This is a genomic window from Microvirga calopogonii (genome assembly GCF_003347665.1).
In the GTDB taxonomy this organism is placed as follows: domain Bacteria; phylum Pseudomonadota; class Alphaproteobacteria; order Rhizobiales; family Beijerinckiaceae; genus Microvirga; species Microvirga calopogonii.
On record NZ_QDGA01000011.1, the window covers coordinates 1 to 12553 of the forward strand.

Consider the following 12553-nt stretch of genomic DNA (forward strand, 5'->3'; position numbering starts at 1 on the left):
CCGACCAGCAGCGCCAGGTCCTTGGTCATGAAGCCGGCCTCGACCGTGTCGACGCAGACCTTCTCCAGGGTGGCGGCGAAGCGGGCGAGCTCGGCGTTGTCGTCGAGCTTGGCCCGGTGCGCCAAGCCGCGGGTCCAGGCGAAGATCGACGCGATCGAGTTCGTCGAGGTCTCCTTGCCCTTCTGGTGCTCGCGGTAGTGGCGCGTCACCGTGCCGTGGGCGGCCTCCGCCTCCACCGTCCGGCCGTCCGGCGTCATCAGCACCGAGGTCATCAGGCCGAGCGAGCCGAAGCCCTGCGCCACCGTGTCGGACTGCACGTCGCCGTCGTAGTTCTTGCACGCCCAGACATAGCCGCCCGACCACTTCAGCGCCGAGGCCACCATGTCGTCGATCAGGCGGTGCTCGTAGATGATGCCGGCGGCGTCGAACTTGGCCTTGAACTCGTTCTGGTACACCTCCTCGAAGATGTCCTTGAAGCGGCCGTCATAGGCCTTGAGGATGGTGTTCTTGGTGGAGAGATAGACCGGGTACTTGCGGTTCAGGCCGTAGTTCATCGACGCGCGCGCGAACTCGCGGATCGACTCGTCGAGGTTGTACATCGCCATGGCGACGCCGGCATCCGGGAACTTGAACACCTCCTTCTCGATCACCGTGCCGTCCTCGCCCTCGAACTTGATCGACAGGCGGCCCTTGCCCGGCACCTTGAAGTCGGTGGCGCGGTACTGGTCGCCGAAGGCGTGGCGGCCGACGATGATCGGCTGGGTCCAGCCGGGCACGAGGCGCGGCACGTTCCTGCAGATGATCGGCTCGCGGAAGATCACGCCGCCGAGGATGTTGCGGATCGTGCCGTTGGGCGACTTCCACATCTCCTTGAGGTTGAACTCCTTCACCCGGCCCTCGTCCGGCGTGATGGTGGCGCATTTGACGCCGACGCCGTACTTCTTGATCGCCTCGGCGGCCTCGACCGTGACCCGGTCGTTGGTGGCGTCGCGGTGCTCGACGCTCAGGTCGTAGTACTTCAGGTCGATGTCGAGATAGGGGTGGATCAGCTTCTCTTTGATGAAGTGCCAGATAATGCGGGTCATCTCGTCGCCGTCGAGCTCGACGACCGGATTGGCTACCTTGATCTTCGCCATGATCTCACCTTGCGCTTTAGGGCTGGAACAGTCCTGCCGTGCGGCAGGATGGTTGCGGGGGCTATAGCGCGGTTAGGGCCGGGGGGGAAGGTGGGGGCGAGAGCATCGGCTTCAAAAGTGGAATTGTACTTTTGGATCTGCCCGATGCGCCACTTCCGGAAGAGTGTATCGTCGCGTACGGCTCTCTGAGACGGCCCGATGCGCGGGTGGCATGTCAGTGCTTTCCCGTCTGCGACCGCAATGGAGGGTCCTCGGTACACAAGGCGGCGCTGAACAACGAATTCACGGTCGCAGCCTTGCTCCGGATCGTCTCCGGGATCCGAGGGCTTCTGACGATGGAAGCCGTCGCCTTGAGGATGGCCCTGTCGCAGGTGCAGGAGCCCCGGCCACGCTGCTCATAACAGAGGTCATGGGCCTGGCAGGCGGCGTCGAGGACGTCGATGGGAAAGGCCCGGTTCGCATCGCCTGCGCCGCACCAATTCCCGTGGAACAAGGGCGGAGCTGCAAGGGCCGGGGCTCTGATCGACGATGCTGCAGAAGCAGATTGCGCGCCACCAACACCCACGCAGAGAATCAGTACGACGATACGCAACGAAATCACATGTTACTCCATGACATCAGCGGGCGTCTTGTGATAATATGACAAGTAATCGCAGGAAATAAGGGATAACAGCGGGTCTGGGTTCCCCTTTGTGGAATATTTGCTGCGGCACGTGTGCTGCCGCACGGAAAGCCAAGCTTATCCGGAGTTCAGATCCAACCATTCCGGCGGTTTCCTCGCAGGCAACGGAGCCGAATCCAGGCTCAGGGATGCCGTCGGAGGATTGTGTTGAACATCAAGGGGAGCTGACATGCGTCTTGTTATCATTCTCGGAACTGCGGCCCTGGTTCTGGCGGGCTGCCAGACGGCCGAGCAGTCGATGGCCAATGCCGATTCCGTCTGCATGGAATCCGGCCTGAAGCCCGGCACGAAGACTTTCGAGCGTTGTCGTAACGCGAACTACCGCAACAACGTCGCCCAGTCGAACGCGGCCGCCAGCCAGGTGGCCGTCGGCACGGCGGTCGGCGTCGTCGGCGGCGCCGCTCTCGGGGCGGCTTCGGCTCGTCCGTATTACCATTGCGGCTGGGGCTGCTGGTAGCAACCTTGCCGAAACTGTCGGGCCGCCTGTTGGCGGCCCGGATCATCTTCGGGGAGTTATAGCTCGGAAAGCGCTTTGATGACTTTGCGGTGCTGGAATAGCTTTCAGAAGGATTGTCGAGCGCTTGTGCTTCTTGGGCTTCGTTTTTGCCAAACAAACCCGGCGAGCACGATGCGTTCCGCGTAATTTCCGCTCCATTCGGCAGCAAAGCCCGCTTCGCGCGATTTGGTCAGGATCAATCGCGGGACCCACTGCATAGCCTCTGGCGAGGGATCGAAAGCTCCGTAGCTCAGGGAAAGGCTGTTATAATCGAGCGCCGCATCGACGTCCTGTTGATGATAGAAGCAGAAGCCCTTGAATGGCCGGGATGTGGACGCTTCACGCGCTTCATCGACAAGTGTCAGGCCATCGCTTTCATCGAAGCCCGCGTTATGAAGGGCAATGATGCCGCTGCGGCGTAAGCTCTTGAAGACCTTGTTCAGGCGGTCCCAGGAGGTCTCCTCCGGCCAGTCATTTTCTTCGCGGCGCTTGTCCTTGAGCTGCCGACGAATCTCGGTTTGTAGCCAGCGCTCATCTTCGGCGGTCAATGATGAGACCTGCTCGTCACGGATTCCTACCTCGATCTCAGTAAACTTGGCAAAGCCTCTTTGGACGAGGCGCGATACCAATCGCGCGGTCTGTTCACGGTTGAGCGGCTGCGGGCGCGTAGACGGATTTATCAAATCCCCCTTAGAAGTCAGGGCAATTCGCACTAACCAGTTCAGCCAATCTCGCATTGAGCACTCCGGCGCATCCGGTTTTTGTTGCATAGTTGCATTTCCAAGACCAGTCATCATCCTCGTGGAACCCCAACTAGCCGAGAAGATCGGCATGGGGACTCAGGCCATGGCCAATTCCGGCCTGTCGGAGCTGCGCCTCAAGGCGGCATCCATCCGGCTTTCACGTGCAGACAAACGGATCAGGTTGGCTTAAATCGACAGGGTTGCCCATCGCGTCTGCGGATCCGACCATGGATAGACGAAGCTTTCTTGCCGCGACCTCCTTCATCGCCGGAATGTCCGCCCTTCGGGCTCAGACGGACGTGCGACTCGGGTCAAAATATGCGCACTCGGAAACCAATTCGCCGACCCATCGCTTCGCGCAGAGGCGGTTCGATTCCGCCGACGGGCAACGCCATTATCAGATCTTCGTCGCTGTTCCCGTGATCGATCGGCCTGCCGAAGGCTGGCCCGCAATCTGCATGCTCGATGGCAACGCGGCTTTCGACGCTCTCCAGCAGGCGGATCTCGATCTCGTGCGGGGCCATGCCCTTGTCGGAATCGGCTACGAAGAGGGACGGAACGACGGGGACGCACGGGACCTCGATTACACGCCGCCCTTTATCGTGGATGGCGTCACGTTTCCGGCCGATCCAGCTTCCACGGAGAAGGCGGGCGGCGGGGACGCCTTTTTGGCTCTTATCGCAGAGCGCATGCTTCCCGAACTGACCAAGGAGTTCTCCCTCGATCCCGCGCGGCGGATGCTGTGGGGCCATTCCTATGGCGGTCTCTTCGCGCTCAACGCCTTGTTCAAACAGCCTGATCTCTTCCGGTCCTATTACGCCATCAGCCCCTCCGTAGCGTGGCATGCGCCGTTGATGCTGCATGCCGAAGGCGTTTCGAAGCATCGCGCCGTAGGACAGTCGGAAGTCGTGATCCTCTACGATGTCGCGGAGGATCCACGGGCCGACGAGCGCCGGAAGGCACGCTTGCAGAAGAGGCGGATGATGTTCGAAGACATGTTCAAGCGGCTTGGCGCCCGAGCCGATATCGCTCTGACGCAGCGCGCCTACCCTGGAGAGAATCATGGTTCCATGTTCGGAGTGGGGTTAAGAGCCGCTCTCGCCCGTGGTGTTCCCAAGTGATCCGATACATAGCCCATCCATGACCGACCTTCCGCAAAAGCCCGTCATCATCCTCGTGGAACCGCAACTGGCCGAGAACATCGGCATGGTGGCCAGGGCCATGGCCAATTTCGGCCTGTCGGAGCTGCGCCTCGTGTCGCCGCGAAACGGCTGGCCCAAGAAGGGGGCCCATTCGGCCGCCTCCGGCGCGACCCACGTGCTTGAGGGGGCGAGACTCTACGACACGGTGCGCGAGGCCATCGCGGATCTCAACTTCGTCTTCGCCACCACGGCCCGCGAGCGGGGACAGATGAAGCGGGTCTTCGCACCGGACGATGCCATGAAGGAGGCGCAAAGGCGCCTCGGGACTGGGCAGGGCGTCGGCATTCTGTTCGGGCGTGAGCGCACGGGATTGGAGAACGACGAGGTGTCGCTCGCGGACGCCATCGTCACCTTCCCGGTCGACCCGAAATTCTCCTCGCTCAACCTCGCGCAGGCGGTCCTTTTGGTGTCCTACGAATGGTACAAGCTCGCCACCGGCGGCGCGCTGCCCTTCGAGGGCGGCCGGCAATCCCCTCCGGCACCGCGCGAGATGGTGACGTCGTTCTTCGACTATATCGAGACCGAGCTCGAGGCCGTGAACTTCTACCCCGAAGACAAGAAGCCGACCATGACCCGCAACATGCGGGACATCTTCCATCGGCTCGAAATGACCGAGCAGGAGGTGCGCACCCTGCGCGGGGCGATTCGTGCCCTTGCGGAAGGAAGACGATTGAGAAAACCTTAATCAAATCGTGGCCTTATACCGGTCGGGCCCTATCTGGCCGGTTGTGGAAAGAGTTCGAGACGACGATGCGCCGCTCCCTGCTGCCTGTTCTGCTCTTTGGCGCCTCTCTCGTTGCCCTGTCGGCTCACGCGGCGACGCCGCCGCAACAGCCTGCGCAGGGGCCGGGCGGGCGCGACTACACGTCGTCCGAAGTCGTGAAGCGGGCGGTCGGTACCGCGAGCAGCGGGACCTTCGTGTTCCATGGAAACGATGAACCCTCCGCGCCGCGTCCCGTGGTGGTGTTCCTGCATTCCTGGGGAGCCGTGAATCCGGCTCTCTATGGCGGCTGGATCGATCATCTGGCGCGCAGGGGGCACCTCGTGCTCTTTCCCCGGTTCCAGGACGTGAACCGCTCCCGCCCCGCCGACGCCTCGAATCTCGCCGAAGACCTGATCCAGAGCGCTCTCGCCGAGCTGGCAAACGATCCGAAGGCCAAGCCCGACACGAAGCGGGTTGCCTTGATCGGCCATTCGGCGGGCGTGCCGATCGCGCTCAACCTTGCGGCCGGGGCGAGTTCCGGCAAGGTCCCGGCGCCGAAGCTGATCTTCGGCCTGATGCCGGGCGGCATCGCGTCCAATGAGAAGGAGCGCGGCATCCTCCTGCGCGATCTCTCGGCGGTCGATTCGGCAACGATGATCATCACCATGAGCGGCGACAGGGACTACATTCCGAGCGATCGTGCGTCCCGCCTGCTGCTCCAGCAGGCCAGCGCCGTTCCCGCGACCCGCAAGCTGTTCATGCGCGCACCGTCTGACGACCATGGCTTTCCCGCGCTGACCTCGACTCTTGCATCTCCCGGGTCGCCGAAACCCGATTACGACGCCTCCGCCATCAAGCTGCCGCCCGATCCGCCGCGCGACCCGAAGCAGAGGAACACCTGGCGCTGGAGCGCCGACATGGCGCTCAGCGGGCCGCAGACGATCCTGACCCAGCAGCTCGGCACCAACGGCACCGATGCACTCGATTTTCTCGCCTTCTGGAAGACCTTCGACCTTGCTTCCGACGCGGCCTTTGCCGGCAAGGAGGCCGCGGCTCTCCTGCGCGATCCCAAATTCGTCGACATGAGCACCTGGAGCGACGGCTGGCCCGTCAAGCGCCTGTCGGCTCAGATGCCGAAAGGAGAGGGGCCGGAGAGCAAGGGCGAGCCGGCGCCGCGCCGCAAGCTGAACATGACGCCTTCGGAAACCAAGCAGGGACTCGCGCATCGTGCGGACCCAGAGGGCCGCGTCAGCGAAAAGTGGTCCCGGTTTTCGCTAGCGCGGCCCGCCGGGTCCGCGCCGAACGATGCGCAAGCTCAAGAGTTAAGCATCGGATTGGATCCCAAAAGTGCAAGGCCACTTTTGGGTCCGATGCTTTAGCGGATTTTCTGACCAGGTCGCGTTCGTAAGGGTTGGTTATGCGTGTCGATCTTCTGGCAGGGGCAACCTATAATCCCGCCGTCATGCCATCTCCCGTTCCCACCATCCTCATCTTCGATTCCGGTCTCGGCGGCCTCACGGTCTTTGCCGAGGTGCTGAAGGCACGCCCGGACGCGCGCTACGTCTATGCGGCCGACGATGCGGGATTTCCCTATGGGCCGCTGAGCGAGGCGGTTCTGGCCGAGCGGGTCGTCGCCGTGATGGAGAGGCTGATCGCGCTGCACGATCCCGACATCGCCGTGGTCGCCTGCAACACCGCTTCCACGGTGGTCCTGCCGCATCTGCGCAAGCGGTTCGCCATTCCCTTCGTCGGCACGGTCCCGGCGATCAAGCCGGCAGCCCGGATGACGCAGAGCGGGCACATCTCCGTGCTCGCCACCCCGGGCACCGTGGCACGCGACTATACCCGCGACCTCATCGAGACCTACGCGGCGGGCTGCAAGGTGAACCTCGTCGGCTCGCGGCGCCTCGCCGGCTTTGCAGAGGCGGAGCTTGCGGGCGATCCCGTCTCGGACCAGGATTTGCTCGACGAGCTTCTGCCCTGCTTCATCGAGGGTTCCGACGGCAGGACGGACGTGGTGGCCCTGAGCTGCACCCATTACCCGCTGCTGCTCCCACGCTTTCAGGCCCTGGCACCCTGGCCTGTCACCTGGATCGACCCGGCTCCGGCCATCGCCCGCCGCGTCACCCAGCTCATCGGCGGGCCCGTGCCGGGCCATGAAGCGGATGATGACGAGGCCATTGCGATCTTCACCGACGGGGCAGGGATCGGCGCACCCTTGCGGACCGCGCTCCATACGCGAGGGCTGTCGCAGGTGGTCGTGGAATCCTGGCCCATGCGTCTTCCCGTGACACAGCCTGAATAGGCCGGCGCACGAAAGTGTGTAGGGCAACGCCCTAACGCTCCCGGTGGCGCTCCCTAGATACGGAGGAGAGTCCACGCGCGGGAGAGCTCCATGGTCGAGCGGAATCCGACGTCGGGGCGAAGGTCCCGAGGCCTCTTTGCCGTTCTTCTCATCCTCATCCTGGTCGCAGGAGGCTGGGGAGCCTGGCGCTGGCATGAGGCACAGACCGCGCAAAGGACGGCTGCCGCACGACCTGCCGCGCCTGCTCCCGTTCCGGTTCAGGCGGCAACTGTGGAGAGCAGCGACATCCCGATCTACCTGACGGGGCTCGGGTCCGTGCAGGCCCTGAATACGGTGACCGTCCGAAGCCGGGTCGACGGCCAGATCGATAAGATCGCGTTCCAAGAAGGGCAGATGGTCAAGGAAGGAGACCTCCTGCTCCAGATCGACCCACGTCCGTTCCAGGCCGCCCTGGACCAAGCCGTCGCGAAAAAGGCGCAGGACGAGGCGCAGCTCGTGAGCGCCAAGGCGGATCTCGAGCGGACCCGTCAGCTCATCACCCGCGACTTCGCGTCCAAGCAGCAATTCGATGTCCAGCAGGCGAACGTGAACTCGCTCAACGCTCAGATCCAGGCGGATCAGGCCGCCATCGACAATGCCACCACGCAGTTGAGCTACACGACGATCCGCGCCCCGCTTTCGGGCCGCACGGGCCTGCGCCAGGTCGACCAGGGCAACATCGTCCATGCCTCCGACACGAACGGCATCGTGCAGATTGCTCAGATCGAGCCGATTGCCGTCATCTTCACCGCTCCCGAGGCGGAGCTTTCCGGTATCTTGAAGGCGCAGGGCCAGGGGCCGCTCAAGGTCTGGACCCTGGCATCGAATGGCAAGGCGCCTCTGGCCGAAGGCGAGCTCACCCTGGTGAACAACCAGGTCGACAGCGCCACCGGAACCGTGCGCCTCAAGGCGCAGTTCGCCAACAAGGACCATAGCCTCTGGCCCGGCATGTCGGTGGATGCGCGCCTGCTCGTGCGCACCCTGAAGGGGGTCGCGGCCGTGCCGAGCACGGCGGTCCAGCGAGGGCCGCAGGGCCTCTTCGCCTATGTCGTCAGGAGCGACAATACGGTCGAGATGCGGCCCCTCAAGGTCGGGGTGATCACGGGCGACCAGGCGGTGATCGAGAGCGGATTGAGCGTCGGGGAAAGGGTCGTCACGGCAGGGCATTACCGTCTCCAGCCCGGAGCGCCCGTGCGGGTGACGAATGCTTCGGAAGAGCATGTCGCCGCCGGGGAGATGCAGTGAGATGAGTGCAGCATTCCCAGGAGGCGGCGTCTCGGCACCTTTCATCCGCTATCCGGTGGCCACCACGCTGCTGATGATCGGGATCCTGTTCGCGGGCCTCGCGGCCTATCCGTTCCTCCCGGTCGCGCCGCTGCCCCAGATCGACTTTCCGACGATCCAGGTTTCCGCAACGCTGCCGGGCGCGAGCCCGCAGACCATGGCCTCGTCGGTCGCCCAGCCGCTCGAACGGCAATTCGGACAGATTCCGGGCGTGACCCAGATGTCGTCCGCGAGCGCGCTCGGCTCGACCTCGATCACGATCCAATTCGATCTTGATCGGAACATCGACGCGGCCGCCCAGGACGTGCAGTCGGCCATCAACGCGGCCGGCGGGCAATTGCCGAAGAATCTGCCGAGCCCGCCGACCTACAGGAAGGTCAACCCGGCCGACACGCCGATCCTCATCGTCTCCGTGACCTCCGATGCCTTGCCGCTCACCGAGGTCAGCGACAATGCGGACACGAAGCTCGCGCAACAGGTGAGCCAGATCTCGGGGGTGGCCCAGGTGGTGATCGGCGGACAGCAGAAGCCCGCGATCAGGGTGCAGCTCGATCCCACGAAGCTCGTGAACAAGAACCTGTCCCTGGAAGACGTGCGCGCCAAGCTCGCCATTTCCACGGTCGATGCGCCCAAGGGCTCCATCGATGGACAGACCCGCAGCTTCACCATCTACGCCAACGACCAGCTGGTCCAGGCGGAGGAGTGGAACGACGTCATCGTGGCCTACGCGCAGGGCGCTCCCATCCGGGTGCGGGACATCGGGCGGGCGGTGTCCGGCCCCGAAAACACCAAGCTCGCGGCCTGGGCCAATGGAAAGCGCGGGGTCTTCCTCATCGTCTTCAAGCAGCCCGGCGCCAATGTGATCGAGACGGTCGACCGGGTGAAGGCTCAGCTGCCCCGGCTCGAGGCCGCGATGCCACCCGCCATCAAGATCGGGGTCCTGAGCGACAGGACCCAGACAATCCGCGCCTCCGTGGCCGACGTGCAGTTCACCCTTCTGATCACCATTGCCCTCGTAGTGTTCGTGATCTTCGTCTTTCTGCGACGGCTCTGGGCGACGGTCATTCCGAGCGTTACGGTTCCCCTGGCCCTGCTCGGCACCTGCGGCCTGATGTATTTGGCGGGCTACAGCCTCGACAACCTGTCTCTCATGGCGCTGACCATTTCCGTGGGCTTCGTCGTCGACGATGCCATCGTCATGCTCGAGAACATCGTCCGGCATGTCGAGGACGGCGAGACGCCCATGAATGCCGCCTACAAGGGCGCCGGGGAGATCGGCTTCACCATCCTGTCCATCAGCGTGTCCCTGATCGCGGTCTTCATCCCGCTCCTGCTGATGGGTGGCATCATCGGCCGGCTGTTCCGCGAATTCTCCATCGTCATGACGATGACGATCGCCGTCTCGGCCATCGTGTCGCTGACATTGACGCCCATGATGGCGTCGCGTCTTCTCATGCCGCACGGACCGGAGGAGAGGCACGGCCACCTCTACCGCTGGCTGGAAGCATCGTTTACGGCGATGGAGCGCGGCTACGAGCGGGGCCTCGACGCGGTCCTGCGCCACCGATTTCTCACTCTCCTCGTGTTCTTCGCGACGCTCGCCGCGACGGTCGCCCTGTTTATGGCGATCCCAAAGGGCTTCTTCCCGCAGCAGGATACGGGCTTTCTCGTCGGCACGTCGGAAGCGGCCCAGGACATCTCGTTCAAGGACATGTACGAACGCCAGCAGGTGCTCGGCGAGATCGTGGCGAACGATCCCGACGTCGCGACCTATGCCATGTCCATCGGTGCGGGAAACGGCGCGTCGACCCTCAATACGGGCCGGCTCTACATCAGCCTGAAGCCTCGGTCGGAGCGTAGCGCGTCCGCCACCGAGATCATTGCCCGCCTGAGGCCGCAGATCGACAAGGTCGAGGGCATCCGCCTGTTCCTGCAGGCCTCGCAGGACATCAACGTGGGCGGGCGCCAGGCGCGCACGCAGTACCAGTACACCCTCCAGGACGCGAACCTGGACGAGCTGAACGACTGGGCGCCGAGGGTCCTGGAAAGGCTCCGGACGTTGCCCGAGCTGCGCGACGTGGCGACCGACCAGCAGGTGAGCGGCACGACCCTGACCCTGACGATCAACCGGGACCAAGCCTCCCGCTTCGGCTTCACGCCGCAGCAGATCGACGACACGCTCTACGACGCCTTCGGGCAGCGGCAGGTCACCCAGTATTTCACGCAGCTCAACAGCTACAACGTGGTCATGGAGGTTCTGCCGGAGCTGCAGGGTGATACGGAGACCCTCGGCCGGATCTATCTGAAGTCTCCGATCTCCGGTCAGCAGGTCCCGCTCTCGACGTTTGCCAGCTGGACGACGCGCAAGATCGCGCCGCTTGCGATCAATCACCAGGGGCAGTTTCCCGCGATCACGATCAGTTTCAACCTCGCGCAGGGCACCGCCCTGGGAGAAGCGACCCAGGCCATCCAGCGGGCCGTGGCCTCGCTCAACCCGCCGGGCTCGCTCGCCGGAACCTTCCAGGGCAACGCGCAGGCCTTCCAGGCCTCTCTCGCGACGGTGCCGCTCCTCATCCTGGCGGCTCTCGTGGTCGTCTACCTGATCCTCGGCATCCTTTACGAGAGCTACATCCACCCCATCACGATCCTGTCGACGCTGCCCTCGGCGGGTCTGGGCGCCATCGCGACGCTCATGCTGTTCGGATTCGATTTCAGCCTCATCGCCTTCATCGGGGTGATCCTGCTGATCGGCATCGTGAAGAAGAACGGCATCATGATGGTGGATTTCGCCATCAGCGCCGAGCGCGACGAGGGGCTTAGCCCCCGGGATGCCATCCGGAAGGCGGCGATCCTGCGGTTCCGCCCGATCATGATGACCACCATGGCGGCGCTTCTGGGCGGCGTGCCTCTCATGCTCGGGCACGGCACGGGCTCGGAGATCCGCCAGCCCCTCGGCTACGCCATCGTGGGTGGTCTCGTGGTCAGCCAGGCCCTGACGCTGTTCACGACTCCGGTGGTCTATCTCTACCTCGACAGCCTTTCCCTGGCCGTCCGCTCCTGGTGGGCCGGTCGCCATCCCGAGCCCGAGGCGCGGCCCGAAGCGACCGCCCAGGCGGCCGAGTGAGGCCTCTTCCTTGACAGGGCAGGCCTTCTCGACTAAGGCAATCCCGTTCACGCGGTCCTCAGGGGCCGCGTAACTTTTTACGCTCCCGTGGCCCGGCTTCGGTCGGCCTGTCGTCCCGTCCCTCGAGACGGTCCTTTGGACCTTCTCGGGCATGAAGGGAAGAGGAGGGCGCGTTCCTCGCAGATTCGACAACAAAGAGGAACAGCGATGTCGAAGCGCATTCAGGCCAAGCACAAGCTTGACCGCCGTATGGGTCAGAATATCTGGGGCCGCCCGAAGAGCCCTGTGAACCGCCGCGAATACGGCCCCGGCCAGCACGGCCAGCGCCGCAAGGGCAAGATGTCGGACTTCGGCACGCAGCTGCGCGCCAAGCAGAAGCTCAAGGGCTACTACGCCAACATCACCGAGAAGCAGTTCCGCCGCTACTACGCGGAGGCGATCCGTCTGAAGGGCGACTCGGGTGAGAACCTGGTCGGCCTGCTCGAGCGCCGTCTCGACGCGGTCGTGTACCGCGCGAAGTTCGTCGCTACCCCGTTCGCTGCTCGTCAGTTCGTCAACCACGGTCACGTGAAGGTCAACGGCCGCCGCGTGAACATCCCGAGCTATCAGGTGAAGGCCGGCGATGTGATCGAGGTGAAGGACAAGTCGAAGCAGCTCGAGGTCGTCGTCGTGGCGTCCCAGCTCGCCGAGCGTGACGTTCCGGACTACATCGAGGTCGATCATTCCAAGATGACGGCCCGCGTGACGCGCATCCCGACCCTGTCGGAAGTGCCGTACCCGGTCCAGATGGAACCGAACCTCGTGATCGAGTTCTATTCGCGCTAATCCGCGAAGAGCTG

The 12553-nt window shown here is 63.9% G+C and carries 10 protein-coding genes; 8 read left to right on the forward strand and 2 right to left on the reverse strand.

Annotated elements, in window-relative coordinates; genetic code table 11:
• Nucleotides 1-1136, reverse strand: a 1136-nt coding sequence (locus DDF70_RS11465) for an NADP-dependent isocitrate dehydrogenase (protein ID WP_114944735.1), incomplete at its 3' end; no start/stop codon positions are given.
• An 851-nt stretch (nucleotides 1137-1987) separates the two neighbouring features.
• Between DDF70_RS11465 and DDF70_RS11475 the strand changes: the two genes are divergently transcribed.
• Nucleotides 1988-2275, forward strand: coding sequence for a hypothetical protein (locus tag DDF70_RS11475; RefSeq protein WP_114945008.1), 288 nt, complete (start codon nucleotides 1988-1990; stop codon nucleotides 2273-2275).
• A 104-nt stretch (nucleotides 2276-2379) separates the two neighbouring features.
• On the opposite strand, the gene DDF70_RS11480 is transcribed toward DDF70_RS11475, so the two are convergent.
• Complete coding sequence (locus DDF70_RS11480) at nucleotides 2380-3084, reverse strand: DUF6891 domain-containing protein (protein ID WP_162820349.1); 705 nt, start codon at nucleotides 3082-3084, stop codon at nucleotides 2380-2382.
• 200 nt (nucleotides 3085-3284) lie between these two features.
• Here DDF70_RS11480 and DDF70_RS11490 point away from each other — a divergent pair, with 200 nt between their 5' ends.
• The 7 genes from DDF70_RS11490 to rpsD all read left to right on the forward strand — a co-directional run bounded on the left by DDF70_RS11490 (nucleotide 3285) and on the right by rpsD (nucleotide 12539).
• Nucleotides 3285-4178 carry an alpha/beta hydrolase gene (locus tag DDF70_RS11490; protein WP_114945011.1) on the forward strand — a complete coding sequence of 298 codons (894 nt, stop codon included), beginning with the start codon at nucleotides 3285-3287 and terminating at the stop codon, nucleotides 4176-4178.
• A 19-nt stretch (nucleotides 4179-4197) separates the two neighbouring features.
• Nucleotides 4198-4944 carry an RNA methyltransferase gene (locus DDF70_RS11495; RefSeq protein WP_114945012.1) on the forward strand — a complete coding sequence of 249 codons (747 nt, stop codon included), beginning with the start codon at nucleotides 4198-4200 and terminating at the stop codon, nucleotides 4942-4944.
• Nucleotides 4945-5009: 65 nt separating this feature from the next.
• On the forward strand, nucleotides 5010-6341 hold the full coding sequence (locus tag DDF70_RS11500) for an alpha/beta hydrolase family protein (RefSeq protein ID WP_114945013.1): 1332 nt from the start codon (nucleotides 5010-5012) through the stop codon (nucleotides 6339-6341).
• A 38-nt stretch (nucleotides 6342-6379) separates the two neighbouring features.
• Nucleotides 6380-7267, forward strand: a complete 888-nt coding sequence (murI, locus tag DDF70_RS11505; protein ID WP_114945014.1) for a glutamate racemase — start codon at nucleotides 6380-6382, stop codon at nucleotides 7265-7267.
• Nucleotides 7268-7357: 90 nt separating this feature from the next.
• Nucleotides 7358-8551: an efflux RND transporter periplasmic adaptor subunit gene (locus DDF70_RS11510; protein WP_114945015.1), complete on the forward strand. Its 1194-nt coding sequence runs from the start codon at nucleotides 7358-7360 to the stop codon at nucleotides 8549-8551.
• Between the two features lies 1 nt (nucleotide 8552).
• Nucleotides 8553-11714 (forward strand): multidrug efflux RND transporter permease subunit, encoded by a 3162-nt coding sequence (locus DDF70_RS11515; RefSeq protein ID WP_114945016.1) that lies wholly within the window; start codon nucleotides 8553-8555, stop codon nucleotides 11712-11714.
• A 207-nt stretch (nucleotides 11715-11921) separates the two neighbouring features.
• Entirely contained in the window at nucleotides 11922-12539 is a 618-nt protein-coding gene (rpsD, locus tag DDF70_RS11520) for a 30S ribosomal protein S4 (RefSeq protein ID WP_009494134.1), read from the forward strand.
• Nucleotides 12540-12553 lie beyond the last annotated feature (14 nt).

What these genes read in the sequence shown, in the direction of transcription:
- DDF70_RS11475 (WP_114945008.1), top strand. Translation starts at nt 1,988, where the DNA reads ATGCGTCTTGTTATCATTCTCGGAACTGCGGCCCTGGTTCTGGCGGGC.
- DDF70_RS11480 (WP_162820349.1), bottom strand. Translation starts at nt 3,084, where the DNA reads ATGCAACAAAAACCGGATGCGCCGGAGTGCTCAATGCGAGATTGGCTG.
- DDF70_RS11490 (WP_114945011.1), top strand. Translation starts at nt 3,285, where the DNA reads ATGGATAGACGAAGCTTTCTTGCCGCGACCTCCTTCATCGCCGGAATG.
- DDF70_RS11495 (WP_114945012.1), top strand. Translation starts at nt 4,198, where the DNA reads ATGACCGACCTTCCGCAAAAGCCCGTCATCATCCTCGTGGAACCGCAA.
- DDF70_RS11500 (WP_114945013.1), top strand. Translation starts at nt 5,010, where the DNA reads ATGCGCCGCTCCCTGCTGCCTGTTCTGCTCTTTGGCGCCTCTCTCGTT.
- murI (WP_114945014.1), top strand. Translation starts at nt 6,380, where the DNA reads ATGCGTGTCGATCTTCTGGCAGGGGCAACCTATAATCCCGCCGTCATG.
- DDF70_RS11510 (WP_114945015.1), top strand. Translation starts at nt 7,358, where the DNA reads ATGGTCGAGCGGAATCCGACGTCGGGGCGAAGGTCCCGAGGCCTCTTT.
- DDF70_RS11515 (WP_114945016.1), top strand. Translation starts at nt 8,553, where the DNA reads ATGAGTGCAGCATTCCCAGGAGGCGGCGTCTCGGCACCTTTCATCCGC.
- rpsD (WP_009494134.1), top strand. Translation starts at nt 11,922, where the DNA reads ATGTCGAAGCGCATTCAGGCCAAGCACAAGCTTGACCGCCGTATGGGT.